At 65.6% G+C, this 24,309-nt stretch carries 22 protein-coding genes; 13 read left to right on the forward strand and 9 right to left on the reverse strand.

Annotation, left to right across the window (positions count from 1 at the left end):
• The first annotated feature begins 47 nt into the window (after positions 1 to 47).
• Positions 48 to 542 (forward strand): inorganic diphosphatase, encoded by a 495-nt coding sequence (gene ppa, locus ACR0R4_RS07500; protein WP_433646713.1) that lies wholly within the window; start codon positions 48 to 50, stop codon positions 540 to 542.
• A 74-nt stretch (positions 543 to 616) separates the two neighbouring features.
• Here the strand turns inward: ppa and ACR0R4_RS07505 are convergent, their stop codons facing one another.
• Entirely contained in the window at positions 617 to 1,915 is a 1,299-nt protein-coding gene (locus tag ACR0R4_RS07505; protein ID WP_433646714.1) for a peptidoglycan DD-metalloendopeptidase family protein, read from the reverse strand.
• A 310-nt stretch (positions 1,916 to 2,225) separates the two neighbouring features.
• Between ACR0R4_RS07505 and ppk2 the strand changes: the two genes are divergently transcribed.
• From ppk2 to ACR0R4_RS07525, 4 genes are all read left to right on the forward strand, one after another.
• The gene (ppk2, locus tag ACR0R4_RS07510) at positions 2,226 to 3,170 is read left to right on the forward strand and encodes a polyphosphate kinase 2 (protein ID WP_433646790.1); all 945 of its coding nucleotides are present in this window, start codon (positions 2,226 to 2,228) and stop codon (positions 3,168 to 3,170) included.
• A gap of 35 nt (positions 3,171 to 3,205) precedes the next feature.
• Positions 3,206 to 4,816 carry a SulP family inorganic anion transporter gene (locus tag ACR0R4_RS07515; RefSeq protein ID WP_433646791.1) on the forward strand — a complete coding sequence of 537 codons (1,611 nt, stop codon included), beginning with the start codon at positions 3,206 to 3,208 and terminating at the stop codon, positions 4,814 to 4,816.
• Between the two features lie 113 nt (positions 4,817 to 4,929).
• A complete protein-coding gene (locus tag ACR0R4_RS07520) occupies positions 4,930 to 6,240 on the forward strand; it encodes a MalY/PatB family protein (RefSeq protein ID WP_433646715.1) in 1,311 nt (436 codons plus the stop codon).
• Positions 6,237 to 7,574, forward strand: a complete 1,338-nt coding sequence (locus ACR0R4_RS07525; RefSeq protein ID WP_433646716.1) for an O-acetylhomoserine aminocarboxypropyltransferase/cysteine synthase family protein — start codon at positions 6,237 to 6,239, stop codon at positions 7,572 to 7,574. Before ACR0R4_RS07520 ends, ACR0R4_RS07525 begins: the two co-directional genes overlap by 4 nt.
• Positions 7,575 to 7,706: 132 nt before the next feature.
• Here the strand turns inward: ACR0R4_RS07525 and ACR0R4_RS07530 are convergent, their stop codons facing one another.
• Complete coding sequence (locus tag ACR0R4_RS07530; RefSeq protein WP_433646717.1) at positions 7,707 to 9,260, reverse strand: DEAD/DEAH box helicase; 1,554 nt, start codon at positions 9,258 to 9,260, stop codon at positions 7,707 to 7,709.
• On the reverse strand, positions 9,250 to 12,522 hold the full coding sequence (locus tag ACR0R4_RS07535) for an efflux RND transporter permease subunit (RefSeq protein WP_433646718.1): 3,273 nt from the start codon (positions 12,520 to 12,522) through the stop codon (positions 9,250 to 9,252). The genes ACR0R4_RS07530 and ACR0R4_RS07535 overlap by 11 nt, the downstream gene beginning before the upstream one ends.
• Positions 12,523 to 12,575: 53 nt before the next feature.
• Between ACR0R4_RS07535 and ACR0R4_RS07540 the strand changes: the two genes are divergently transcribed.
• Positions 12,576 to 13,898: a DUF445 domain-containing protein gene (locus tag ACR0R4_RS07540; RefSeq protein ID WP_433646719.1), complete on the forward strand. Its 1,323-nt coding sequence runs from the start codon at positions 12,576 to 12,578 to the stop codon at positions 13,896 to 13,898.
• 5 nt (positions 13,899 to 13,903) lie between these two features.
• On the opposite strand, the gene ACR0R4_RS07545 is transcribed toward ACR0R4_RS07540, so the two are convergent.
• The gene (locus tag ACR0R4_RS07545; RefSeq protein WP_433646720.1) at positions 13,904 to 14,539 is read right to left on the reverse strand and encodes a hypothetical protein; all 636 of its coding nucleotides are present in this window, start codon (positions 14,537 to 14,539) and stop codon (positions 13,904 to 13,906) included.
• Between the two features lie 131 nt (positions 14,540 to 14,670).
• On the opposite strand from ACR0R4_RS07545, the gene ACR0R4_RS07550 reads away from it, so the two are divergent.
• Positions 14,671 to 14,853 carry a DUF3073 domain-containing protein gene (locus ACR0R4_RS07550; RefSeq protein WP_433646721.1) on the forward strand — a complete coding sequence of 61 codons (183 nt, stop codon included), beginning with the start codon at positions 14,671 to 14,673 and terminating at the stop codon, positions 14,851 to 14,853.
• 92 nt (positions 14,854 to 14,945) lie between these two features.
• Here the strand turns inward: ACR0R4_RS07550 and purM are convergent, their stop codons facing one another.
• Positions 14,946 to 16,082 carry a phosphoribosylformylglycinamidine cyclo-ligase gene (gene purM / locus ACR0R4_RS07555; RefSeq protein WP_433646722.1) on the reverse strand — a complete coding sequence of 379 codons (1,137 nt, stop codon included), beginning with the start codon at positions 16,080 to 16,082 and terminating at the stop codon, positions 14,946 to 14,948.
• A 108-nt stretch (positions 16,083 to 16,190) separates the two neighbouring features.
• Here purM and purF point away from each other — a divergent pair, with 108 nt between their 5' ends.
• The gene (gene purF, locus ACR0R4_RS07560) at positions 16,191 to 17,651 is read left to right on the forward strand and encodes an amidophosphoribosyltransferase (protein ID WP_433646723.1); all 1,461 of its coding nucleotides are present in this window, start codon (positions 16,191 to 16,193) and stop codon (positions 17,649 to 17,651) included.
• Between the two features lie 109 nt (positions 17,652 to 17,760).
• Here the strand turns inward: purF and tatA are convergent, their stop codons facing one another.
• From tatA to ACR0R4_RS07575, 3 genes are read right to left on the reverse strand one after another with little or no spacing between them, the layout of a single operon-like run.
• Positions 17,761 to 18,102, reverse strand: coding sequence for a twin-arginine translocase TatA/TatE family subunit (gene tatA / locus ACR0R4_RS07565; protein ID WP_433646724.1), 342 nt, complete (start codon positions 18,100 to 18,102; stop codon positions 17,761 to 17,763).
• Between the two features lie 33 nt (positions 18,103 to 18,135).
• A complete protein-coding gene (locus tag ACR0R4_RS07570; RefSeq protein WP_433646725.1) occupies positions 18,136 to 18,522 on the reverse strand; it encodes a hypothetical protein in 387 nt (128 codons plus the stop codon).
• A gap of 54 nt (positions 18,523 to 18,576) precedes the next feature.
• Positions 18,577 to 18,945 carry a sterol carrier family protein gene (locus ACR0R4_RS07575; protein WP_433646726.1) on the reverse strand — a complete coding sequence of 123 codons (369 nt, stop codon included), beginning with the start codon at positions 18,943 to 18,945 and terminating at the stop codon, positions 18,577 to 18,579.
• Positions 18,946 to 18,969: 24 nt separating this feature from the next.
• On the opposite strand from ACR0R4_RS07575, the gene purD reads away from it, so the two are divergent.
• The 5 genes from purD (at position 18,970) to purQ (ending at position 23,366) form a co-directional block, all read left to right on the forward strand.
• On the forward strand, positions 18,970 to 20,241 hold the full coding sequence (gene purD, locus ACR0R4_RS07580) for a phosphoribosylamine--glycine ligase (protein ID WP_433646727.1): 1,272 nt from the start codon (positions 18,970 to 18,972) through the stop codon (positions 20,239 to 20,241).
• A complete protein-coding gene (locus tag ACR0R4_RS07585; RefSeq protein ID WP_433646728.1) occupies positions 20,238 to 21,155 on the forward strand; it encodes a phosphoribosylaminoimidazolesuccinocarboxamide synthase in 918 nt (305 codons plus the stop codon). The genes purD and ACR0R4_RS07585 overlap by 4 nt, the downstream gene beginning before the upstream one ends.
• A gap of 214 nt (positions 21,156 to 21,369) precedes the next feature.
• Positions 21,370 to 22,275, forward strand: coding sequence for a VOC family protein (locus ACR0R4_RS07590; RefSeq protein WP_433646729.1), 906 nt, complete (start codon positions 21,370 to 21,372; stop codon positions 22,273 to 22,275).
• A 120-nt stretch (positions 22,276 to 22,395) separates the two neighbouring features.
• Entirely contained in the window at positions 22,396 to 22,662 is a 267-nt protein-coding gene (purS, locus tag ACR0R4_RS07595) for a phosphoribosylformylglycinamidine synthase subunit PurS (RefSeq protein WP_433646792.1), read from the forward strand.
• Positions 22,662 to 23,366 carry a phosphoribosylformylglycinamidine synthase subunit PurQ gene (gene purQ, locus ACR0R4_RS07600; protein WP_433646730.1) on the forward strand — a complete coding sequence of 235 codons (705 nt, stop codon included), beginning with the start codon at positions 22,662 to 22,664 and terminating at the stop codon, positions 23,364 to 23,366. The genes purS and purQ overlap by 1 nt, the downstream gene beginning before the upstream one ends.
• Before the next feature lie 14 nt (positions 23,367 to 23,380).
• On the opposite strand, the gene ACR0R4_RS07605 is transcribed toward purQ, so the two are convergent.
• Entirely contained in the window at positions 23,381 to 24,277 is an 897-nt protein-coding gene (locus ACR0R4_RS07605; RefSeq protein ID WP_433646731.1) for a hypothetical protein, read from the reverse strand.
• Positions 24,278 to 24,309: the final 32 nt, after the last annotated feature.

Genomic DNA, 24,309 nt, shown 5'->3' on the forward strand with positions numbered 1-24,309 from the left:
AGCGCACATCACCGCGAGGGCCACGCCCGCGAACACAAGGAGTCTGCATGACCGCCGCATTCGACGCCGTCATCGAAATCCCCAAGGGGAGCCGCAACAAGTACGAGGTCGATCATGAGACCGGACGCGTCTACCTCGACCGCGTGCTCTACACCGGTTTCGTCTACCCCACCGACTACGGATTCTTCGAGGAAACTCTCGGCGAAGACGGCGATCCACTCGACGTGCTCGTGCTGCTCGACTACCCGGTATTCCCCGGTGTGGGCATCAAAGTGCGCCCGGTGGGCGTGCTGAAGATGAGCGACGAGGCCGGCGGCGACGACAAGGTCATCGCCGTGCAGCACAAGGATCCGCGCTGGGCGCACATTCAGGATGTGACCGACATTCCCGAGTACACCCGCAAGGAGATCGAGCACTTCTTCGAGCACTACAAGGATCTCGAGCCCGGCAAGTGGGTCAAGGTTGACGCGTGGGGCTCGGCCTCCGATGCGGAGCAGTTGATCGTGGAAGCACAGGAGCGATTGCAGGCGCAAGGGCACTAACTCCCAGATACGCACGAACGCCCTGGCCTCCTCAGAGAGTGCCAGGGCGTTCGTGGTTGTGTGGTGTGAGGGAGCTAGACGCCGTAGCCGGAGAGTGGGTTCACGAACATTCCGCCTCGCAGCACTTCGTAGTGCAGGTGGCACCCGGTGCTCATACCGGTGGTTCCCACGTAGCCAATAATCTGGCCAGCGTAGGCGTAGTTGCCGTACCACAGTGCGAATCCGCTGAGGTGCGCATAACGAGTCTGCACACCGCCTCCGTGGTCGAGGTGCATCATGTTGCCGCCGATGTTATCTTTCCAGCCGACGTATGTGACGGTGCCCGCAGCCGGAGCCACGATCGGGGTGCCACACCCGGTAGCAAGGTCCACACCGGTGTGGCCAGACCACTGCTGGAAATAGGTAGAAATCCAGCCCGACGTGGGGCGAAGCCAGCCACCAACAGCGCCGCCGCCAGCTCCATTTCCACCGCCGCCACCGGCAGAACTACCGCCACCACCCGGATTCTGCGCCGCAGCCGCAGCCGCAGCAGCAGCAGCAGCCTCGGCCGCCAATCGCGCAGCCTCGGCACGACGCGCTTCTTCGGCACGGCGCTGTTCCTCTTCGATGCGCAGGCGCTCCTGGTATCCGGCGACGGTCTGGGTGGTGGTGTCTTTCAGCGCGGCAAGCTGCGTGTTCAGAACGACCTGCTGCTCTTCCTGCGCCTGCAGCGCCTCTGCCTGACCCGCCACCGCTTCAGCGGCGGTCTGCTCGGCCGCTTCCTTCTCTGCGCGCAGTACCTCGCGTTGCTGCCGAGCGACCTCGGCCTGTTCGCCGAGCGAAGCGGCCGTGTTCATCGCCTGCTGCGCCTCTTGCGAGATGGTGGTGTTGCGTTCGGTCGCCTTCGACATCGACGCGAGCCGTTCAAGCAGCGCGTCGGCGGTGTCGCCCTCGCTCTCGAGAAACAGCTCGACGTTGCGGTCTACTCCGCCGGATCGATACATCTGCGACACAAGAGCGGCGGCCTGCGCGGTGGCGGCTTCGGCCTCGAGGCGGCTCTGCTCGGCCTGCGCGTCGAGGGTTTCCGACTTGCGCGCTGCGGCCTGGAACGCGGCTTCCGCGTCTTGGAACGCGCTCACCGCGTCGGCGTGCAAATTGCGCAGCCGCTCGAGTTCCGCCTCGCCTTGAGCGATCAAACCTTCAATTTCGATGACCTTCGCGGCCGCGGTTGCTTCGTTCTGCTTCGCGGCCTCTACGTCTGCCCAGCTCGGCAGATCGAGTGCCTGCGCGGGCACGGATCCCGTTCCGCCACCCACCAACGCGGTAGCAATGATCGCGGCGATAGCGGCACCCGCGATCCACCGCGTGCGTGTCGTTCGTGACTGCGTGCGCATCAAGTTCCACCCCTTTTAGGTCGCCACCAGTCTCACACGTGCCGCGGCGTTCGGCCTCGAACCAGGCCAACGCGTCGCGATCCCGTCGCCGGCGCGAACCTTCAGGGTAGCATTGAAGGTTTTTCGAGTGCACGCTCAGCAGGAGTAAATCTGCACCCCCATTGAGGCATATTCTGAAGGGAGGCCCGATGTGTTGCGCGGGCTGTGGATCACAAACCACACCCGAGGAGGCCTGGTGCCCAGTTCCGACGATCACAACACCACCATCACAACTCAGCCCGGTGGACCGAATGAAGCTGCCACTACCGACATCAACGCCGAGGGCTTCACTCTTGCCTCAGCTGATCAGGTTGACATCACCCCCGAGATCGACGAGATCGCCGAATTACGTCGCAAGGGCAAGCCCAGATCCGACGACGGCCCCGATGCTCCCTGGCGCCAGGGCTACCCCTACGACAGCAAGCTGAGCGCGCGCGTCTACGAACGTGAGAAGCGCAAGCTCCAGATCGAGCTCCTCAAGCTGCAGGCCTGGGTGAAAGAGACCGGCCAGAAAATCGTCATCCTGTTCGAGGGTCGCGACGCCGCCGGCAAGGGTGGTGCAATCAAACGGTTCACCGAACACATGAACCCTCGTGGCGCACGCGTCGTGGCACTTGAGATACCGACAGATCGTGAGCGCAATTCCTGGTACTTCCAGCGCTACGCCACTCACCTGCCGAGCGGCGGGGAGATCGTCTTATTTGACCGCTCCTGGTACAACCGGGCGGGTGTCGAGCGCGTCATGGGCTACTGCACTCCGCAGGAGTATCTCGAGTTCACGCGGTCGGCCCCTGAGTTCGAACGCATGCTCGTGCAGTCCGGGATCCACCTCATCAAGTTCTGGTTCTCAGTCGGTCGCGCTGAGCAACACGACCGGTTCCTCGCACGCTCCACCGATGAGGTCAAGCAGTGGAAGCTCTCCCCCACCGACCTCGCGAGCCTCGACAAGTGGGATGCGTATAGCGAGGCGAAGGAGGCCATGTTCTTCTATACGGACACGCCCCACGCACCCTGGACGGTGGTGAAATCCAACGACAAGAAACGCGCTCGATTGGAGGCCATGCGCTGGGTACTGTCGCGCTTCGATTATCCGAACAAGGACCACCGGGTGGTCGGCACCCCCGACCCGAAAATCATCGGCCGACCCGATGATGTGTACGACGAGGGTGAGATGCCGAGCGGCCACTTTCCGGTTGTGGGGAAGCTGACGACGTGACCGACACACCCGGCGTACTGCGCTCGTTTCGCTCGATGCTTCCCAGTGCGAACGACTACAGCGGGGTGCCAAGAAGCTGGCGCGCCGACCTCATTGCTGGCATCACCGTCGGAATCGTCGCCCTCCCGCTGGCGCTCGCCTTTGGGGTGAGCTCCGGGGTGGGAGCCGAGGCCGGACTCATCACGGCAATCGTTGCGGGTATCGTCGCGGCGGTATTCGGCGGATCGAGCGTGCAGGTGTCGGGTCCGACCGGCGCGATGGTGGTGGTGCTCGCCCCCATCGTTGTCATGTATGGGGCCGGCGCAGTGGTTGTCGTCAGCATCATGGCAGGAGTGCTCGTGGTTGCCGCGGGTCTCTTCAAGCTCGGGCGGTCGGTAAGTTACATTCCCTGGCCGGTGATCGAGGGATTTACCGCCGGCATAGGCGTCATTATCTTCCTCCAGCAGGTGCCATCGGCGCTCGGTGTGCAGAGTGAATCGCACGCCACCAATGCCGTGGTCGCCGCGTGGCAAGTCGTTATGACCGCGGCATGGCCGGAGGCATTTCTGCCATTGGGCATTGTCATCGCGGTAGCCGTAATCATGGTGTCACTCGCCAAGTGGGTGCCGTCACTTCCAGGATCGTTCGTCGCGATCGTCGTGGTCGCCGTGTCGGCGACCCTGTTCCAGCTTCCGCTCGCAACCATCGGCGCACTTCCTCATTCTCTTCCCGCTCCGAGCCTTCCCGCGTTTGACTCGGCGATGGTCATTGCGCTGATCGGGCCGGCCTTCGCTGTGGCAGCCCTCGCAGCCATCGAATCGCTCCTCTCCGCCCGGGTAGCGGCGACGCTCGCACCCACCGGACCGTTGAACGCCGACCGCGAGCTCTTCGGGCAAGGGCTCGCATCTATTGCCGCAGGGCTCTTTGGTGGCATGCCGGCAACCGGTGCCATCGCCCGCACCGCGGTGAACGTTCGCAGTGGCGCGCGGTCTCGTCTGGCGGCAATCGTGCACGCGATCCTGCTCCTGCTGATCGTGCTAGTGGCGGCAGATGTCGTCTCGGTGATCCCGCTCGCTGCGCTCTCGGGCGTACTGATGGTGACCGCGGCGCGAATGGTGTCGGTGTCGACTATTCGCCGCGTATTCAATTCCGGCGGGTCAAGCGCCCTGGTGTTCCTCGTCACGGCCTTCGTGACGGTCGCCTTCGACCTGATCGTGGCGGTTGGTATCGGCATCGCCGCGGCCGCTTTCTTTGCCCTGCGCACTCTCAGCCGCACCAGCGGCGCACACCGCGAACCGTTACCTGGCGAACCCCAGCCGGGCGACGAGCGCATCGCACTGTTCAGACTCGAGGGTTCGCTGTTTTTCGGAGCGGCGGAGCGTCTGCTCGATGAGGTGGTTGATGCGGGCGAGGTTGAGGTTGTGATCCTGCGACTGTCCGGGCTGCAAATCATCGATTCGACGGGGGCAAACGCGCTCGCAGAGATGGTGACCGCCCTTGAGCAGCGCGGAGCAACCGTCCTCATCAAGGGCATCAGACCGGAACACAAGGAGCTGCTCGCCCAGCTCGGAGTCATCGAATCGTTGCGCCACCCGAACCACCTGTTCACGGAGCTTGACCCCGCGATCGAGCACGCGCGCAGCCACATCGCGCGCGCGAACGGCTAGCCGACCGCGACCTCCGATGATGCGGCCGATAACCACGCACGCCTCGGCCGCCCCTCTTACGCTCCTTTACGCCCTGGCGTGCCACCCAGCTGATGAAGGTGGAGAATGGAGGTATGGCCTCCGAAGCAGATTGTCACGACACCCCACAAGCGGGCACCGGCGCAAGCGTCAGCCCGGGGAGCAACTCGACCCCCACCGACACCGACCCGAGTGGCGTTCCGTTCAGTGAGCTCGATCCATCGATCCTGCGCACCCAGCGCACGAGCCTCAAGTGGACCAGGTTTTCTGCCGACGTCCTTCCCCTCTTTGTTGCCGAGATGGACTTCACGCTCTCACCGAAGGTGCAACAGGCCATCATCTCGCGGGTGCTCGCGAGCGATACCGGGTATCTTGACGGCCCCGGCGAGCTTGCGCCGGCATTCGCCGAATTTGCCCGGCAACGTTGGGGTTGGCAGGTGGATCCCGCACACGTGCACCTGGCGACCGACGTGAGCTGCGGCATCGTCGAGCCGCTTCGTCTGCACCTGCCCGCGGGCGGACGAGTCGCGATCACTACCCCGGTGTACCCGTCCTTCTTCGAGATGCTTGAGGAGCTTCCGGTGGAGGTTGTGCAGATCCCGCTCGTTCAAGACGCGGTGCCCACCACCGCGCCCCCGGGCATTGCGGCGCGCCTCGACCTTGCTGCGATTGAGCGTGCGTTCGCCGCAGAGCCCGGTATCGACGCGCTGGTGCTGTGCAACCCGCACAACCCCCACGGGCTCCTGCACTCCCCCAGCGATCTCGCGGAACTCGCCCGGCTCGCCGCCCAGTACGACGTTTTTGTGATCTCCGATGAGATCCACGCGCCGCTGACCCATCGTGGCCACACGTTCACGCCGTTCGCCCCACTCGCCGCGGCGGCCGGGGCCCTCGCCGTCACCGCCACCTCGGCCAGCAAGGGCTGGAATGTCGCGGGTCTGAAATGCTCGGTCATCGTCGCGGCCGACGAGCGCGCGAATCAGCTGCTGCGTCGGCTTCCGCCCGAAGTCACAACACGCGTGAGCATTCTCGGTCTCCACGCCAATATCGCCGCCTTCCGAGACGCGGTTGACTGGCTCGACCGAGCCATCGTGCAGATCGAGGCGAACGCCGAGCTCCTCGCCGAGCTCCTCGCCGAGAAGCTTCCGGGCGTGGCCTACGCCCGGCCGCACGCTGGCTACCTCGCGTGGCTCGACTTCAGTCAGGCTGGCCTGGGCCCCGATCCATTCCGGCGCATCCTCACCGAGGCCAAGGTCGCACTTGGCAAAGGCACGGCCTTCGGTGTCGGCGGTGAGGGCCACGTGCGTGTGAACCTCGCGTGCGCACCCGACACGATTCGCCAGGCAGTGGATCGCATCGCCACTCTCGTGGCGACGGCACAGGCACAGAACGGAGCGGTCTCTTGACCCCACGCGATCCACACCCCGCAACAACACCAGTGACCGATTGGGAGGGCTTCGGCTTCGACACCCGCCAGGTGCATGCTGGGGAGCACCCCGATCTCAACGCGGGCCTTCGGGTGCCGCCGATCGCAATGTCGGCGGGCTACGTGTTCGCGGATTTCGAGGATGGGGCGGACCGCTTCACCGGGAAATCGACCGACCCGATCTACTCGCGTCAGGGCAACCCGACCAACTGGGTCGCCGAGGAGCGGCTCGCGTCGCTGGAGCGCGGGACCGCCGCCGTCGCCGTGTCGAGCGGGCAGGCCGCGATTAGCGCAGCCCTCTTCGCACTCGCTGGGTCGGGTGACCACATCGTTTCGACCGCTTCGATCTACGGCGGAACCCGCATCCTGTTCGGGCGCAGTTTCAAACGATTCGGCATCAACGTTGACTACGTGTGGGACGCGACAGACGATGCCGAGTGGGAGCGCACGATCACGCCGCGGACGAAGGCGATTTACACGGAGTCGATCCCCAACCCTCTCAATGACGTGGTCGACCTGCGTCGAGTGGCCGAAGTGGCGGCACGATACGGGCTGCCGGTGGTCGTCGACAACACCGTGGGCACTCCTGCGCTGATTCGGCCCTTCGAACACGGCGCACACATCGTGGTGCACTCGACCACGAAGTTTCTGACCGGCCACGGGGCGGCGATCGGCGGCGCGGTGGTCGACGGTGGCACCTTTGATTGGGCTGGTTCGCCGCGCCACTTCCCACTGGTCACCGACGGGCCCCGGCCCGGGGTTGCCTCCATGCTCGAGCGTTTCGGCACCGCCGCCTACGCGCGCGCGGTGCGTGAATCGGTGGTGAACGATATCGGGCCGTCGCTGTCGCCGTTCAACGCCTTCCTCCTGCAGCAGGGCATGGAGACGCTGTCACTGCGTATGGAGCGGCACGTGGAGTCGTCGCTCACGATCGCGACCTGGCTCGAGGAACAAGCCGAGGTCGAGTCGGTCGATTATGCGGGACTTCCGTCAAACCCGCTCTACGAGCTCGCGGTGCGCGATTACGGTGGGCGCAGTGGCTCGGTGTTTGGTGTGACGGTGCGCGGAGGCCGTGACGGGGCGCGCGCGTTTATTGACGGCCTCAGCGTGTTCTCCCGCATGACGGGCATCGGCGATACCCGGTCGATGGCGATCCACCCGGCCACCTCGACGCACGCGACATTCCCCGCCGAGCTCAACGCGCGACTGGGCATCACCGAGGGCCTCGTGCGCCTGTCTGTCGGCATTGAGTCGGTGGGCGACCTCATCGCCGACCTGCGCCGGGCGCTCGACCGGGTCGCCGCGGCGCTTTAGATAGTTGACCCTCAGGGCGGTGGTCTGGGTTCGGGGAACGAGGCTGGCTGGGTCTGGCAGGAGCGTCCGCGAAGCGGATGCGACCGGATTGCCGAGAGAGCCGAATCCAGTCCACCGCCCCAACTCGGCAAGCTAGGACAAAGAGGCTCCGGGCTCGAAGTCGCCGAAGTAATCGGGCTCGATGCCCGCCGCCTCGAAGAGTTCGCGCGTGCGCTTCTGCCGCGTGCGCGGGATCAGGGTGATCACGCTGCCAGCCTTCCCCACGCGACCCGTGCGTCCTGCGCGGTGCACATACGCTTTCGGGTCGTCCGGCGGATCCGCCTGCAGCACCGTATCGATGTCATCGACGTGAATGCCGCGCGCGGCCACGTCGGTCGCGACGAGAACATCAACGTTGCCCTCAGTAAATTTCGCCAGATTGCGTTCACGGCGCGCCTGACTCAGGTCACCGTGCAGGGCGAGGGCCTTCACCCCGGCCTCGGTCAACCGCTCGGTGACCATCTCGGCGTAGGCGCGCGTGCGGCAGAACACCACCGTACGACCGCCGCCCACGACCAGCTGCATCAGAACGTCGTCTTTGTGCTCGCGCAGCACAACCAGCACCCGGTGGGTCACGTCGCTCGTGCCGCCTGGTTCTTCGCTCGATCCCGCATCGTCGACCACCTCGTGTATCGCGGGGCGCGGCATGAACTCGGCGACCAGCGCCTCCACCCGCCCATCGAGCGTAGCTGAGAAGAGCAGTCGCTGACTGCGCCGCCGGGTACTGCGCAGGATCCGCTGGACCGGCTCGATGAACCCGAGTTCCGACATGTGGTCTGCCTCGTCGATGACCGTGACGGCGACCTGGCCGAGGTTCAAGTGGCCACGCATCGAGAGGTCCTCGATGCGGCCGGGGGTGCCGATGACGATGTCGACCCCGCGTGCCAGGGAATGCAGTTGCGGCTCAAACGGGGCACCGCCCACGAATTGGCCGGTGTAGAGCCCTACGGCGCGCGCGATCGGTTGCACGGTGCGGTCGATCTGCAACGCGAGTTCCCGCGTCGGGGCGAGGATGAGAGCCTTGGGCGCCCGTGCGGCCTGCCTCGCCGGACGCTTCTGCTGCACACCCCGCTGCGGTTTCTCCTTGGGTGCGTCGGAGGGGAACGCGCCCTCGGCCTTCAGCCGGAGGAGCCGCTCGACGAGGGCCGCCCCGAATGCGATGGTCTTGCCCGAGCCGGTGCGCCCTCGTCCCAGCACGTGATGGCCCTGCAAAATATCAGGGATCGTGACGGCCTGGATCGCAAACGGCGTGATCGCTCCCAGTTCGGAGAGTGCCCGCACGATGTTGCCACCGAGACCCAGATCGCTGAACGACGTGCCGGAAACCTCGGCGGGGGTCGTGCGGCGTGCCTCGAGCGGCGCGGGTGGAACCGCCGGCAGTGCGGGCAGGGCGGGTGGATCGGTGCGCGGCTCGCGCCGCGCACCCGCGGGCGCAGTGTCGCGGGTACGCTGTGCGCGCTGCGAACGCTCGCCATCCTGCCGGTCCGTGGGCCGCGCGGCCGACCTTCCGGACGCGGACTTCCCGCTTCCGGTCGGCTTCGCGCCTCCCGATTGCTCGGCTCGCCAGCCAGCCTTGCTCGGCTTGCTGCCCCTGCCCGGCTCGTAATTCTTGGGGGCGCGGAACCCGCCGCCCGACTTACGCGCCATGTTCGATCCGCTGCTCGCGGCGCTCCAGCCGTCGCTCGCGCGCCCGCTCGCGTCGGCGTTCCACCGCGAAGTACAGGGTGGGCAGCACGATCAGCGTGAGCACCGTCGAGGAAAGCAGTCCACCGATCACCACGATTGCGAGTGGCTGCGAGATGAACCCACCCTTACCCGTGATGCCGAGCCCCATCGGCACGAGCGCGAGGATGGTCGCCAGCGCCGTCATGACGATCGGGCGAAGACGCAACAGGGATCCGCTGCGCACCGCTTCGTAGAGTGGTTTGCCGCGTTCTCGTAGCTGGTTCACCAGGTCGATGAGCACGATCGCGTTGGTCACCACGATGCCAATGAGCATCAGCACGCCGATGAGCGAGGCCACCCCCAGCGGAATCCCGGTGACGACGAGCAGCAGGATGGCGCCGGTGGCCGCAAACGGCACCGAGACAAGCAGGAGCAACGGCTGCAACAGGCTCTTGAAGGTCGCAACCATCACCACGTACACGATCAGGATCGCGGCAAGCAGGGCGAGTCCGAGCTGCTGGAAAGACTCCGCCTGCTCAGAGAGCACACCGCCCACCCCGGCGGACGCACCCGCCGGAAGCTCCAAGCCAGCGAGCGCTTCGTCCACGAGCGCGCCCGCGGCGCCCAGGTCGTCCCCGGCCGGGAGTGCGGAGACCACCGCGATCCGCACCGTGTCTTGGGTGCTGATACTCACCGGGCCGTCAGTGACCGCGACGGTAGCGAGCGAATCCAGTCGCACCTCGCCACCGCGGGTGGGAATCAGGAGCGCGGCGACGCCGTCAGGATCAGTCGGCGCGGGACCGGCGGAGAGGTAGACACCGATCGAGGTCGCCTCGATCACGATCTGCCCGATCTGCGAGGGGCTCATCTGCTGCGCGACGAGCGTGGCGACCGCGACCTCGCTGAGGCCAGCGTCGGCGGCCTTGCCGCGATCCACCTCGACGGCGAGGTACGGGCGGGATGTTGCCAGGTCGCTCTCGACCTGCACCAGCCCATCCTGCGCTCGGAGGGCTTCGACCACCGCGTCATTCGCCTCGGTCAGTGTCGCCTGATCAGGGGCGGCGACGGAGACCTCGATCGCGCTCGAGCCACCGATCGGCCCACCGCCCGAAGCGATTGAGAATTCTCCGGCATCGTCGAGCGCCTCTACCGTGGTGCGGATCTCGTCTTGCAGCTCGGTTTGCGAGGCATCGGGATCGGTCGTGATCGCGTAGCGGATCACGCCGTCACCGCCGCCGAAGGCGGCCTGGAGGCCAGCGCCCCCGCTGCCGATCGTGACCTGCACGGTGTCGACCTCAGGGATCCCGGCGAGGGCCTGCTCCACTCGCTCGGCCTCGACGAGCTGGGCTTCCAGGCTCGTACCAGCAGCAAGGGTCTGACTCAGGTTGACGGAGTTCTGTTCGTCGCTGCCGATGAAACTGGTCTTCATCAGCGGCGCGGTCGCGATCGTGCCACCGAACACCAGCAAGGCGACCATCAGAGTCACTGCGGGATGCTTCAGCGTCCAATCAATGATCGGGCGGTACCCGCGAAGCACGAGTCCGGAGACCCCGCGCTTGGCGTCGGGCTCTTCGTCGACGGGCACGAGTTCTCGCGCACCGTCGGCGGTGCGCTTGCGGGAGCTGTCGCGCAGGAACCAGTATGCGAGTACCGGCACGATCGTGAGTGACACGAAGAGTGACGCGGCCAGCGCGATCGAGACCGTGAACGAGAAGGGTCGGAAGAGTTCGCCAACGGTACCCGAGACGAACGCCAACGGGAGGAACACCGCGATGGTGGTGACGGTCGAGGCCGTGATGGCTCCGGCAACCTCGCGCACTGCGCGCACGATCACCGTCTGTCGGCCTTCTGGGCTCTGGAACGCCAGGTGTCGCTTAATGTTCTCGATCACCACGATCGAGTCATCGACGACGCGGCCGATGGAGATGGTGAGGGCGCCCAACGTCAACAGATTGAGGGTGTACTCGGCGAAGTTCAGGCCGATGAAGGTGAGCAGCACCGAGACGGGGATCGAGATCGCGGTGACGAGCGTCGCCCGAAGTGACAGGAGGAAGATCAGAATAACGAACACGGCGAACACGAGTCCGAGCAGACCCTCGACGGCGAGCGTCTCGATGGACTGCTCAATGTAGGGGGCCTGATCAAAGATCACCTCAAGCGACGCACCCTGCAGCGATTCTTCGAGTCCGGGCAGCGCTTCGATCACCGAGTGCGACACATCAACGGTGTTGGCCGACGACAGCTTGGTGATCGCGATCGTCACCGCGGGCTTGCCGTTGACCCGAGAGATGCTCTGTTCCGGGTTCTGTTCCAGCGCGACCGTGGCGACCTCGCCGATCGTGATGGTGGGAAGTGGCTCGCTTGCTGCGGGAGGCGCCTGAGCGAGTGCCCCGCCGGTGCCAAAGCCTGAGGCAGCCAGCGGCGACTGTGCGGAGGCTGCAGATGCCGCGGATGCCTGAGCGGCAGCGGCCTCCGCGCGAGCCGCAAGGATCTCGGCACTTCGGGTCAGCGGCAGCGACGAGATATCGTCGACAGACTCGAGGGTCGAGCCGGCCTGTACGGCGAGCGTTCGCTCCCCCTCGGTCACTCTGCCGGCGGCGATGAGCACACCACTCTGCTGCAACGCGTCGCGGATCGACTGTGTGGTCAGGGCTTCCTCCGCCAGACGTGCCTCGTCTGGCGTGATCGTGACGCGGTCGCCGCGCGCACCGGCGAGTTGCGCTTCGCGCACGCCGTCAAGTTCGCCGAGCTCGGGAATGGCGATGCGATCCACGAGCTCTGCGGTGACTTCTGGTTCGACCCCGTCTGGCGGAGTAACCGCGATCTGAATCACCGGGAAATCGTCAATGCTGCCCGACGCGACCTGCGGATCAACCGACTCGGGAAGCACCCGCGAGATGCGACTGATCGCGCGCTCAACCTTCTGCTCCGTCGACGCCAAGTCGATACCGTAGGTGAACTGCGCCAGTACCGTCGAGATACCGGTCGAGGATGTCGCGGTGCTGCTTTCGAGCCCCGGCACCCCGCGCAGCGCGGTCTCGATCGGGGTCGACACGTCGGAGTTGACAACCTCGGGTGATGCTCCCGGATACGCGGTGATGACGACGATCGCCGGAAACTGCACCGAGGGAAGTAGCTCCTGCTTCAATGCGTTGACGCTTATGAGGCCAAACAGCGACGCGACGATGGTGACCAGTGCGATAAGCGCTCGGTTTTTGAGGCTCGCTGCGGCAAGGAGATGCATCCGATCATCATCCCATGCACGACTGAAATGCACCTGCGCGGGATAATACTTGAATGCCTGGCTTACGAATTGGAACGACCTCCGCCACCCGTCGGCCGCGTCGCACCCTGGGTGCAACCTCCACGGCTGATTTCGAGCGGCTCCGGCAACTCCGCCGCATGCAGGCACTCGCGCTCGGGCTGTTGCTCTTCATGGCGGTGGTGTTCGTCGTGTCCTTCGCCCTGCAAGACCGAATCCCTTGGCTCGCCTACGTTCGCGCTGCAAGCGAGGGTGGGATGGTCGGCGCGCTCGCCGACTGGTTCGCGGTGACGGCAATTTTCCGCTACCCGCTCGGAATCAAGATTCCGCACACCAGCCTGATTTCCAACAAAAAAGACGAGATTGGTGAGGGGCTCGGTTCCTTCATCGAAGAAAATTTCCTCGCCGACGAGGTCGTGCACGAGAAGCTCAGCACGATCAGTGGCGCGCGCATGGCGGGCGATTGGCTGGTGGATCGCCACCACTCCGAGCGGCTCGGCGAGATGATCGCGAGTGCTGGCCTCGGGGCCCTGACGGTGCTCAACGACAGCGACGTGCAGGAGCTGCTCGAGGCACTCGTGCGGCGCCACGTTGTTGAGCCCGCTTGGAGCCCCCTGCTCGGCGGCGCGATCGACTCGTTCGTCGCCGGATCACATCAGGAAGCCCTGATCGATATGGCGGCGGCGCGCCTGGAGGACTGGCTGATCCACCACCCCGACGCATTCGACAGCATGGTGTCGTCGCGCCTTCCGTCGTGGCTGCCGAGTGTTGCGCAGCGGTTCGTCGATGGTCGGCTTCACGCAGAGACGGTGCGTTTCGCGCAAGCTGTGCGGGCGGATCAGCACCACCCCTTCCGCCTTGCCGTCGCGGGCTTCCTCGCCGACCTCGCAGAAGATCTGCGCGAAAAGCCCGAGTTGCAGGGTCAGCTGGAGTCCTTCAAGCACGAGGTATTCGACAGCCCGCGCATTCGCGGCCTTGCCGAGAGCACCTGGGTGACCGCCCGCGCGGCCCTCGTCGAGATGCTTGAAGACCCAGCGAGTGAATTGCGCACACGAATGGTGTTGGCGCTGCAAGACTTCGGGCACCGCCTGCTTGACGAGCCCACCCTGCAGTTCAAGATCGATGTGTGGGTGATGCAGGTCGCCGAGCATCTAGTGCGGAGCTATCGGCACGACATCGCGAGCGTGGTCAGCGAGACTGTGCAGCGCTGGGACGCGCAGGAGGCTGCCGAGAAGATCGAGCTGCAGGTCGGGAAGGATCTGCAGTTCATCCGCATCAACGGCACCGTGGTGGGCGCGCTCGCGGGGCTCGGAATCTACACGTTCGCGTCGCTCGTCATCGCCCCACTGACCTCGTAGGCGGATCAGCGGGTGAATGCGACGGGAAGTTGCAGGTCTTGCACCCGGTCGTTCGCCGCGGTGTGGTCTGCCCTGGTCGTGATCGCACACAGCGAGACCGTGCAGTCGAGACCGTTCGAGGAGGATTCGGGCACTAGCAAGGTCGCCGTGAATATGCCCGCCCCGGCATCGTCGTACCCCTGATTGGCAAAGGCCGCCCAGGCGAAGTTGTCCGTGATCCAGACGCTGGTCTCGGCCACCACCGCACCCTCGGCGGTCTCGGGAATCCCACCGAGACAGGGTGATGGCTTCTCACCCGGAATTGACGGAACCGCGCAGATTGCCACGTATATTCCGATTCCAGCATCAAAGCCGGAACCCCGAATAATGAGCTCATCTCCCGGCGTAAGCTGGGCGAGGTCTGCCGGCGAACCGGCAGTCGTCTCGACGACGAGCTCGCGGGTTCGCCCGTCGGCACCCTCGGCGCGTGCCTCATTGACGAACCCCTCGGGCAGCTGATCTTGCCCCGAGCTTCCGGCACTGTTGTGAGTCAGGATTGGCACGACTATCCACGCCGCTGCGGCCAACACAAGAACGGCGGCAACGAGCGCCACGATCAGTACGCGACGCACGATACGTTGTCTCTCGGGTGAGCTGGCCACGGCCCCATCCTATCGACGCATCTGCGGCCGCGTCAGGCATGATAAGCTTTGCCGCATACGTTTATTTCAAGCAACCCTTGCCTCGCGGAAATTGCATTTTCGCGAGGCCCGAATGTGTAAGGGGGTCACGCATGGGGCGCGGCCGTCAAAAAGCAAAGCACACCAAGGTAGCTCGGGAGTTGAAATACTTCAGCCCGAATACGAACCTTACTGAGCTCGAACGGGAGCTCGCTGCACGTCAGGCGAGCGCTGATCCTTGGGCTGAGTACGCTGACAAGTACAACGATGACGACGACTCGGACGACGAGAAGTAGCGAATCATCAGCACTGCGAACGAACGCCCCGTAGCTATGCGGGGCGTTCGCCGTTCCCGGGAGGGGCATCTACCGTGCCCCCAGACATTCGCTTAGCCGGCGTAGCCGCCGACGAGGCGCACGGCCCCGCCGTCGACACCCTTAGCGCCCTGCTCGAAGCCGGTGAAATCCCGCTCGCTCGTTGAGATCGTGCCTGCCACCCATGTGGTGAGACCTTCGGCGTGCAGGCGATCGGCCACGACTCCGGCGCGAGCGGCATCGACCACCGCGAACATGCCGATCCCAAGGTTCCACGCTCCCTCAAGGCTCTCGAGGGAGTGCCCGCCGAGGTCGGCGAGGTGCCGGAAGACCGGAAGCGGCGACCAGCCCTGGCGATCCACTTCGACCCAGCTGCCCACCGGCAGCACGCGCGCGAGGTTCGCCGCGATGCCTCCCCCGGTGACGTGACTCAGCGAGTGGATCGCGCCATCGAGCGCGGGGTCATCGAGCACGCGCAGCAGCGGTGCGGTGTAGAGCGCCGTCGGCTCGAGCAGCGCCTCGCCGTAGGTGGTACCCAACTCCGCGGAGTGGTCGGTGTAGAGCAGGTCGCGTCCAGCCATGATGTGACGCACGAGCGAAAAGCCGTTCGAGTGCAGCCCAGAAGCGCCCATCGCGAGCACCACGTCACCGTCACGCACCCGACCGGGTCCGAGCAACCGGTCGGCTTCGACGACACCCACCGCGGCACCCGCCACGTCGTAGTCGTCGACGCCCAGCAGGCCCGGGTGCTCGGCCGTCTCGCCGCCCACGAGCGCCGTACCGGTCGCTTCACAGGCCTCGGCGATGCCGCGCACAATCGACGCGATGCGCTCCGGCACGAGCTTGCCGCAGGCGATGTAGTCGGTCATAAACAGGGGCTTGGCACCGACCACGACGATGTCGTCGACCACCATGGCCACCAGGTCTTGGCCGATGGTGTCGTGCTTGTCGAGTGCCTGCGCGATCGCGACTTTCGTGCCGACGCCGTCGGTCGAGCTCGCGAGCAGCGGGCGCGTGTAGCCGGTCAGCGCCGACGCGTCGAAGAGGCCGGCGAAGCCGCCCACCCCGCCGAGCACCTCGGGCCCGTGGGTACGGGCCACCGCCGACTTCATCAGTTCAACGGCAACATCTCCGGCTGCAGTGTCAACACCGGCCTGGGCATAGATCGACGGGTTCTCGCTCACGCGCCCCAGCCTACCCTGCCCCGGCATAGGCCCAGGGATCCACTGGGTACGTCGCAGGAGCACTCGGCCAGGTGTGCGAGACTTGATGAGCCGCGGTGCGCGGCACCCCCTTCGTTCGCAGGAGCAACATCTAGCATGTGCGGCATTGTCGGCATCGTCTCGCAGGAACCCGTCAACCAGCAGATCTACGACAGTCTGCTGTTGTTGCAGCATCGCGGGCAGGATTCGACCGGAATCGCTACCGCTGACGGCAGCCAGTTCCACATGGTGAAGTCGCGCGGGCAGGTGCGCGAGGCCTACCGCACTCGCGACATGCGCAGCCTGCTGGGCACCGTCGGCCTCGGCCACGTGCGCTACGCGACGAGTGGATCAGCATCGCGCGAAGAAGAGGCGCAGCCCTTCTACGTCAACGCACCCTACGGCATCATCTTGGTGCACAACGGAAATCTCACCAACACGCGCGAACTCAGCGCAGAGCTGTACAACGTGGATCGGCGCCACCTCAATACACACAGCGATACCGAGCTGTTGCTCAATGTGCTGGCCAACGAGCTGCAGTCGAGCGTCACCGGCCTCTCCCTCGATTCCGCGCACGTGTTTGACGCGGTTGAGCGCCTGCACGAGCGTGTCGAAGGTTCATACGCCACGATCGCCATCATCGCCGGGCATGGGCTGCTCGCGTTCCGCGATCCGCTGGGCATCCGCCCGCTGGTACTGGGCCGCCGCGATGGGGCAAAGGGTCGTGACGAGTGGGTCGTCGCGTCAGAGTCGCTCGTGCTCGAGTCTGGCGGCTACGAGATCGTGCGCGACGTTGAGCCCGGCGAGGCGATCCTCATCGCCCCAGACGGCACCCTGTCCTCGCGACAGTGTGCAAAGAATCCGCGTTTGCTCCCCTGCGCGTTCGAGTACATCTACCTGGCCCGGCCAGACTCGGTGATGAACGGCATCTCGGTCTACGATGCGCGCCTGCGCCTCGGTGATGTACTCGCCGAACAGGTCGCGCTTGAGGTGCCGAATGGCAGCATCGACGTGGTCATGCCGATCCCCGACTCGGCCCGGCCGAGCGCCATGCAGGTGGCACAGAAACTCGGCATTGAGTATCGCGAAGGCTTCTTCAAGAACCGCTATGTGGGCCGTACCTTCATCATGCCCGGCCAGGCCGTGCGCAAGAAGAGTGTGCGCCAGAAGCTCAACGCCATGAGCACCGAGTTCCGCGGAAAGAACGTCCTGATCGTCGACGACTCGATTGTTCGCGGCACGACCTCGCGCGAGATCGTCGAGATGGCCCGCACCGCCGGCGCCAACTCGGTGACCTTCGCCTCGGCCGCGCCTCCTGTGCTATTTCCGCACGTCTACGGCATCAATATGCCCACCCGTGCCGAACTCATCGCGCATGGGCGGAGCATCGATCAGATCGCGGCCGAACTTGCCGCCGATCACCTCGTGTATCAAACGGTCGATGGAATGAATCGCGCCATTCTCGACGGGCAGACCGCGGTGAAGGAGCTCGAGGAAAGCTGCTTCACCGGCGAGTACCTGGCTGGCAACGTCGACGAGGAATACCTTTCCTGGGTTGAGTCGACGCAGACAAGCTGATCCGGTGTGGCTCGCACGTTGAACGGCGGGCCACACAAATAATGCACAACGGCGTACCGCCAAGATGAGCGGCACGCCGTTGTGCTTTGCGTGTCAGGACTTGTCCGTGTCAGGACTTGTCTGAGCCCGGAGCTTCAGGTGCCTGCGGTGCCACGGGTGCCTGCGGCTCGGCGGGCGGTGCGGGCTCAGCGGGAGGCGCCGGCTGCACCGGCGGCGTGGTGCTCTGGGCCGGAGCCTGGGGCGCCACGGGAGCCTGGGGCGCTGACTGCGCATTCGCGGATCCTGATCCACCAGCGGAAGTGTCGTCTCCGTCGCCCGATACCTCTTTCTTGAGGATCTTCATCGACTGGCCGAGGCTCCGCGCGAGCGCCGGAAGCTTCGGAGCACCGAACAACAGCAAGACAATAAACAGGATGACCAGCAGCGTGGGGCCGCTTAGGTTACCGAACATGTGTGGATCGCTCCGATCGATCGAGGAATGTGTTTATCGTACGTCAGTGTGCACGGCAATCGCCGCGCCCCGGTGTCGTTTTGCCACTTGGCCCAGCACGAGCGCCAGGATCGCCCCGACCGCGAGCCCGATCGCGGCACCGATGAGCGACATGAAACCGGCGATCTGTGCGAGCTCGTAATCTGCGTCCGGCGCGAGGGGAAAGAAGAGGGAGACGAGCGCAGCGATCACGGCGCCCAGGATCGCAGTACCGATGATGACCCGCCCGGTGCGCACTGATCGCTGCAGTCCGACCTCTATCTCGGTGCGGGTCTCAACTGGCTCGTAGGGAGCGGGCTCGTCGGCGACTGCCGGGGTCGCGTCGTGTGCGTCTTCTGCGCTTGGCAGACCGACCTGCGGGGCGGCCTCTTCGTTACTCATGCGCACATTCTCGCAGCATCGGCTGGGTGCCCGCTTCACCGTGCGTCATCTGCGTCACGGCTGCGCCGGGTGGATCAGCGGCAGTAACGGCGCGATGTCGGCCCGCGCCCCCGACGCGATCACGCGCGCGGCATCGAGCGCCTCCTGCCACTCCAGCCTCCCAGTGGCCAGCGCGATCCACGTATCTGGCTGCATTTCGACCACATTCGGAGGTGTCCCGCGGGTGTGGCGCGGACCCGCGACGCACTGGGTCGCACCAAACGGGGGCACCCGCACCTCGACGGAATTGCCGGGGGCACGCTCCGCGAGTTCTTCGAGCAGGTATCGCACCGCGGTGGCGACGGTCGTGCGCGAGTCCTCCCCCGTAAGCACCGCCCGCACCGCCTCTCGTCCGTCTGCCTCCGAGATCCTGCGTTTCGCCATGCCCACGACACTATCCTTAAGAGTGTGAAGATCCTTGTCTTGGGGCCAGGTGCCCGTGAACACGCCATCGTCCGTGCGCTACTTGCCGAGCAGGCGGGGCACGAAATCGTGTGCGCGCCCGGCAACGCCGGCATCTCCGCGGAGGGAGTCGAGACCCCCAGGCTCGACGCGAATGATCCCACCGCGGTCGCAAATTTCGTGGTGGATCGGGCCTTCGACCTCGTGGTCATCGGCCCCGAGGCCCCGCTCGTCGCGGGCGTGGCTGACCCGCTGCGTGAGCGTGGAATTCCCGTCTTTGGCCCGAGCAAGGCAGCCGCGCAGCTCGAGGGGTCGAAGGCGTTCGCCAAGCGCATCATGGCCGAGGCGGGGGTGCCCACCGGGCGGGCTTCGCGGGTCGCCTCGGTTCAGGACGCAGCGCCCGTGCTCGACGAGTTCGGCGCGCCGTACGTGGTGAAGGCAGATGGGCTCGCCGCGGGCAAAGGTGTGCTGGTCACTTCTGACCGTGATGCCGCACTCGCTCACGTCGTGACGTGGGCGCCGCATGGCGAGGTGCTCATCGAGGAATTCCTCGATGGCCAGGAGGTGTCGCTGTTCTTCTTCGCCGACGGCCACAACGTCGCACCGCTGAGCCCCGCGCAGGATTACAAGCGGATTTTTGACGGCGACGAGGGTCCGAACACCGGCGGAATGGGTGCCTACTCTCCACTTCCCTGGGTGGCCGACGATTTCGTCGCCCAGATCACCGAAACCGTGGCGCTGCCAACGGTGCGACAGCTCGAACACGAGGGCACCCCGTTCATCGGCCTGCTCTACTGCGGACTCATCGTGACCGCGCAGGGTGTGCGCGTCATCGAGTTCAACGCCCGCTTCGGCGACCCGGAGACGCAGGTCGTACTCCCCCGAATGGTGTCGCCGCTGAGCGAGTACCTGCTCGCCGCGGCATCGGGCACGCTCTCGTCCCACCCCGCACCCGAGTTCTCGAATGAGGCGACCGTGGTCGTGGTCGTGGCGAGCGAGGGCTACCCGGGCGACGCCTCGACCGGTCGCCCCCTCACCGGGCTTGATGACTCTGGCCAGCTTGCCGAGCCGGTGTCCGGCGCGCACCTGGTACATGCGGCAACCGCGCGCGATGCCGAGGGCGGATGGGTCGCCACCGGCGGTCGCGTGCTCGGGGTCATCGGTCGCGGGGCTTCCTTTGCCGAGGCGCGTGCGCGTGCCTACGCCGGGGTGGATCGCATCGCCCTCGCTGGCGGCCAGCACCGCACCGATATCGCCCTTCGGGTGGTCGACGCATGAGCGCGCCCGCACTCGCCGGTTGGCGACACACCTACTCGGGCAAGGTGCGCGACCTGTACGAGGCAGAAACAGGCGACGGCACATTCCTCCTCGTTGTCGCGAGCGACCGCATCAGCGCTTTCGATTACGTGCTTGAACCGCCGATCTCTGGCAAGGGCGCCCTGCTGACCGGGCTCTCGCGCTGGTGGTTCGACCAGCTCGACGTGCCCAACCACCTGGTCGATGCGGATGCCGTGCGCCGCGGCAAACACGCTCGCCCCGCAGCACCGCCGGTTCCCGACGAGGTGAGTGGGCGCGCGATGCTCACCCGCAAGCTCGAGATGTATCCCATCGAGTGCGTGGTGCGCGGCGCGCTCACCGGCTCGGGGTACGCAGAGTACCGAGAGACTGGTGCCGTCTGCGGTATCAAGTTGCCCGCAGGCATCACCGATGGTGACCTGCTCGATGAGCCGATCTACACCCCTGCATACAAGGCGCCGCTCGGCGAACACGACGAGAACATCACGTTCGAACGCAGCGCGGAACTTGTGGGCTCCGAGGTCGCCGCGCAATTGCGCGATGTCTCGCTCGCGATCTTCACCCGCGCTCGTGAACTCGCCGCAGCGCGGGGTCTGGTGCTTGCCGACACGAAGTTCGAGTTCGGCCGCGACCCGCACACCGGCGAGCTGGTTCTCGCCGACGAGGTACTCACGAGCGATTCGAGCCGATATTGGGACTTGGCGACGTACGAGTCGGGATCCACCCCCGCCGAGAAGATGGCGAGCTTCGACAAGCAGATCGTGCGTGACTGGCTGGCCGCACACTGGGACAAGACCGGGGAACCGCCGGTGCTGCCCCGCGAGATCGTGGATCGCACGCTCGGACGCTACGCCGAACTGTTCACGCGGTTGACCGGGAAGGTTCCTGCGACTTAGCTCCCCCCCAACTGCTGGCACTCCCAAAGCTCCCATAAGCCCCTATGTAGGGCGCGAGTGGCTTCTTCCTGCCCCTCGAAAGAGCCGTTTGCGCCCAATCACGAGGGGCAGCAGGGTGAAGCGAGTGTGTCGGCGGCGAATTAGCGACGTCCCAACCCTTCCATTTAGTTGAAGGTTAAAGTATCATGGGGGTAGCAGGAAAGGACACCAACCCATGAGCACACAACTCCAGACACCCACCTCGCAGGATCTCCTCCCCGGGGCGACCAGCATGGGCCCCGTAACCCTCGCGGTGAGCGACCTCGACCAGATGATCGGCTTCTACCGCGGCGGGCTGGGGCTGCAGCTCCTCGCGGAAGACAAGGGCACCGCCACCCTCGGACGCCAGGGCCGCCCGGTGCTCGTGCTCGATCAAGACGGCACCCTCGCCCACGCCCCCGCGGGCGCGGCAGGCCTCTACCACACGGCATTTCTCTTCCCCGAAGCCGCAGAGCTTGCCTCGGTCGTCGCCTCGGTAGCGCGCCAGTACCCGGGCCAGTTCCAGGGCTCGAGCGATCACCTGGTCAGCGAGGCGTTTTACTTCGGCGACCCCGAGGGCAACGGCGTTGAACTCTACATCGACCGTCCGCGCGACCAGTGGCAGATCAGCCCGAACGGCGAGGTACAGATGGCGACCCTCGCCCTCGACCCGAATGCGTTCCTGCGCGCCCACCTCACCGAGGCGGGCGCGGAGGCGATTTCCGACACCCCCGCGGAGATCGGCCACGTGCACCTCAAGGTGGGCAGTATCGCCGCGGCGCGGGACTTTTACGTCAACACCGTCGGCTTCGAGGTGACCTTCGAGTTCGGCTCGCAGGCCCTCTTCGTGTCGGCCGGCGGCTACCACCACCACCTCGGCATGAACACGTGGGAGTCGCGCGGTGCCGGCGAACGCACGCCGGCCCTCGGGCTCGGCGAGGTCACCATCGCGTTGCCAGACACCGAGGCACAGCCCGCGCGCGACGCGCTCGGAGCGCTCAGCGAGCGCCTCGCGTCACGCGGCATCGACCGCCAACTGCACGGCGACGAGCTGGTGTTCCTTGACCCCTGGCGCAACCGGGTGCGGGTTCTCGCTGCGTAGTCTCCCCCTACAGTGGATCGGGGCGCCTTCGGCACCCTTCCCGGGCTTGTAGACTGGGAGAGGGTGCGCACGCACCCGATCCACTGTCGAGACTGTCGAGACGCGAAGACGGAGGCCCCGGTGCCCACGATTGTTGTTGATGTGATGCCGAAGGCCGAGTTGCTCGACCCGCAGGGCAAGGCGACCTCGGGTGCGCTGAAGCGCCTCGGGCACGCGAAGATTCATGATGTGCGCATCGGTAAGCGCTTCGAGCTCACCGTTGACGGCCCCATCACCGATGAGGTGCGGGCAGAGATCCGCGAACTCGCCGAGCACGTGCTGTCGAACGCGGTCATCGAAGACGTGGTGAACATCGACTTCGGCGGCACGGGCGAGGCGGCCCAGTAATGGCACCCAAGTTCGGTGTCATCACCTTCCCGGGCTCGCTTGATGATCGCGACGCGCAGCGCGCCGTGCGTCTCGCGGGTGGCGAATCTGTGGCGCTGTGGCACGGCGACCACGACCTGCGCCAGGTCGATGCGATCATCTTGCCCGGAGGCTTCAGCTACGGTGACTACCTGCGCCCCGGCGCCATCGCGGCGGTCTCCCCCATCATGGCCGAGGTCATCGACGCCGCCAACGCGGGCATGCCCGTGCTCGGCATCTGCAACGGGTTTCAGGTGCTCGTTGAGGCACACCTGCTGCCCGGCGGCCTGATCCGCAACGCACACCAGCAGTTCATCCGTCGCGACCAGAAGCTGATCGTCGAAAACGTTGGGACCGACTGGACAAACGAGTTCGAGGTCGGCGAAGAGATCATCATCCCGCTCAAGAACGGCGACGGTGGCTACATCGCGAACGACGAAACATTGAAGCGGCTCGAGGGTGAGGGGCTCATCGCGTTCCGGTACTCCGGGGTCAACCCGAACGGTTCGCTGAACGAGATCGCCGGGCTCACCAACGAGCGTGGCAACGTTGTTGGCTTGATGCCACACCCTGAGCACGCGGTCGAGCCCGGATTTGGTCCAGACACCGCAGAGGCAATGCGTTCGGGACTTGATGGGCTGCGCATCTTCACGAGCGCAATCCGCGCACTCGCCGCGCACGTGTAGTTCGTTCGGGCCGGTCAGGCCTGCGGTCCGCGCAACGCTGAGAAGTCGGGCTGACCGTCGTGGCCGACCGGCAGCGGACGCCCGTCGGGGAAGGTGGGCCACGGCAATAACTGCTGCGACTGCACACTCACCTGCGCCTGCATCTGGTGAGACTGCGCCTGCTGCGACTGCTGCGCGGCGACCTGTGCCTGCCGCGCGCTCCTCGCCGCCTCGCGCTCGTTCGCACCATATGACCACCGGAGCAGCAGGGTAATCGCCAGGCCAAGTGCGGTCAGGAGCAGCGATGCCACCGCGATGCGCCAGTACAGTTCGGGCACGATCACGTCGAAGACCTCGATCGCCACCGGCGCGGTGAAGAGGATGCCAGCCACCACGGCGAGCACGCTCGTGATGAAAGCGAAGCGCACGAGGGGCTCAGGACGCCCGTTACCCATCGAAATAAGCAACTGGCAGCACCCAATGACGGCGCGCACGACGGCGATGACCAGCAGCGACTTCCAGAAGATGTCCCAGCCCAGCCAGAAACCGAACGGGGTCATCCAGGTGACGATCAGTAGCAGCGCGAGGATGTAGGAGTTCGCGATCAGTGCCACCGGCGCGTACCAGTCGCTGCGCAGGTCGCGGCGGGTATCAATCGCGGTGAGAAGCACGAAGATCGCAAAGACTACGAAGGTCGCAAAGACCCGCTCGAACTTGCCCTCGAAATCCCCGATAAACAACAGCGAAATCGACGCAAGAGACAGCGCAGCGAGCAAAATGATACTCACTTTGAGAAAAGTAGAGAGCCCCCGGTGCTGCATCGCCGCCGCCTGGTAGGGCTGCGAGGTTCCCGCTCCTGGGTCTGCCAGGCGAGGCGGCAGTTCAGTGGTCGGCTGCTCGGCGGCTGGCTGGGGGTGAATCGGCGTAGTCATACCCCCAGTCTTGTGGGTGCGCCTGAGAAACG

It is taken from the genome of Leucobacter fengyongliangi (genome assembly GCF_050971685.1).
GTDB lineage: Bacteria > Actinomycetota > Actinomycetes > Actinomycetales > Microbacteriaceae > Leucobacter.

Bases quoted from the DNA above. Each gene is read 5' to 3' on its own strand.
- ppa (WP_433646713.1), top strand. From the start codon at position 48: ATGACCGCCGCATTCGACGCCGTCATCGAAATCCCCAAGGGGAGCCGC.
- ACR0R4_RS07505 (WP_433646714.1), bottom strand. From the start codon at position 1,915: ATGCGCACGCAGTCACGAACGACACGCACGCGGTGGATCGCGGGTGCC.
- ACR0R4_RS07515 (WP_433646791.1), top strand. From the start codon at position 3,206: ATGCTTCCCAGTGCGAACGACTACAGCGGGGTGCCAAGAAGCTGGCGC.
- ACR0R4_RS07520 (WP_433646715.1), top strand. From the start codon at position 4,930: ATGGCCTCCGAAGCAGATTGTCACGACACCCCACAAGCGGGCACCGGC.
- ACR0R4_RS07530 (WP_433646717.1), bottom strand. From the start codon at position 9,260: ATGGCGCGTAAGTCGGGCGGCGGGTTCCGCGCCCCCAAGAATTACGAG.
- ACR0R4_RS07535 (WP_433646718.1), bottom strand. From the start codon at position 12,522: ATGCATCTCCTTGCCGCAGCGAGCCTCAAAAACCGAGCGCTTATCGCA.
- ACR0R4_RS07540 (WP_433646719.1), top strand. From the start codon at position 12,576: ATGCCTGGCTTACGAATTGGAACGACCTCCGCCACCCGTCGGCCGCGT.
- ACR0R4_RS07550 (WP_433646721.1), top strand. From the start codon at position 14,671: ATGGGGCGCGGCCGTCAAAAAGCAAAGCACACCAAGGTAGCTCGGGAG.
- purM (WP_433646722.1), bottom strand. From the start codon at position 16,082: ATGCCGGGGCAGGGTAGGCTGGGGCGCGTGAGCGAGAACCCGTCGATC.
- purF (WP_433646723.1), top strand. From the start codon at position 16,191: ATGTGCGGCATTGTCGGCATCGTCTCGCAGGAACCCGTCAACCAGCAG.
- tatA (WP_433646724.1), bottom strand. From the start codon at position 18,102: ATGTTCGGTAACCTAAGCGGCCCCACGCTGCTGGTCATCCTGTTTATT.
- ACR0R4_RS07570 (WP_433646725.1), bottom strand. From the start codon at position 18,522: ATGAGTAACGAAGAGGCCGCCCCGCAGGTCGGTCTGCCAAGCGCAGAA.
- ACR0R4_RS07575 (WP_433646726.1), bottom strand. From the start codon at position 18,945: ATGGCGAAACGCAGGATCTCGGAGGCAGACGGACGAGAGGCGGTGCGG.
- ACR0R4_RS07585 (WP_433646728.1), top strand. From the start codon at position 20,238: ATGAGCGCGCCCGCACTCGCCGGTTGGCGACACACCTACTCGGGCAAG.
- ACR0R4_RS07590 (WP_433646729.1), top strand. From the start codon at position 21,370: ATGAGCACACAACTCCAGACACCCACCTCGCAGGATCTCCTCCCCGGG.
- purQ (WP_433646730.1), top strand. From the start codon at position 22,662: ATGGCACCCAAGTTCGGTGTCATCACCTTCCCGGGCTCGCTTGATGAT.
- ACR0R4_RS07605 (WP_433646731.1), bottom strand. From the start codon at position 24,277: ATGACTACGCCGATTCACCCCCAGCCAGCCGCCGAGCAGCCGACCACT.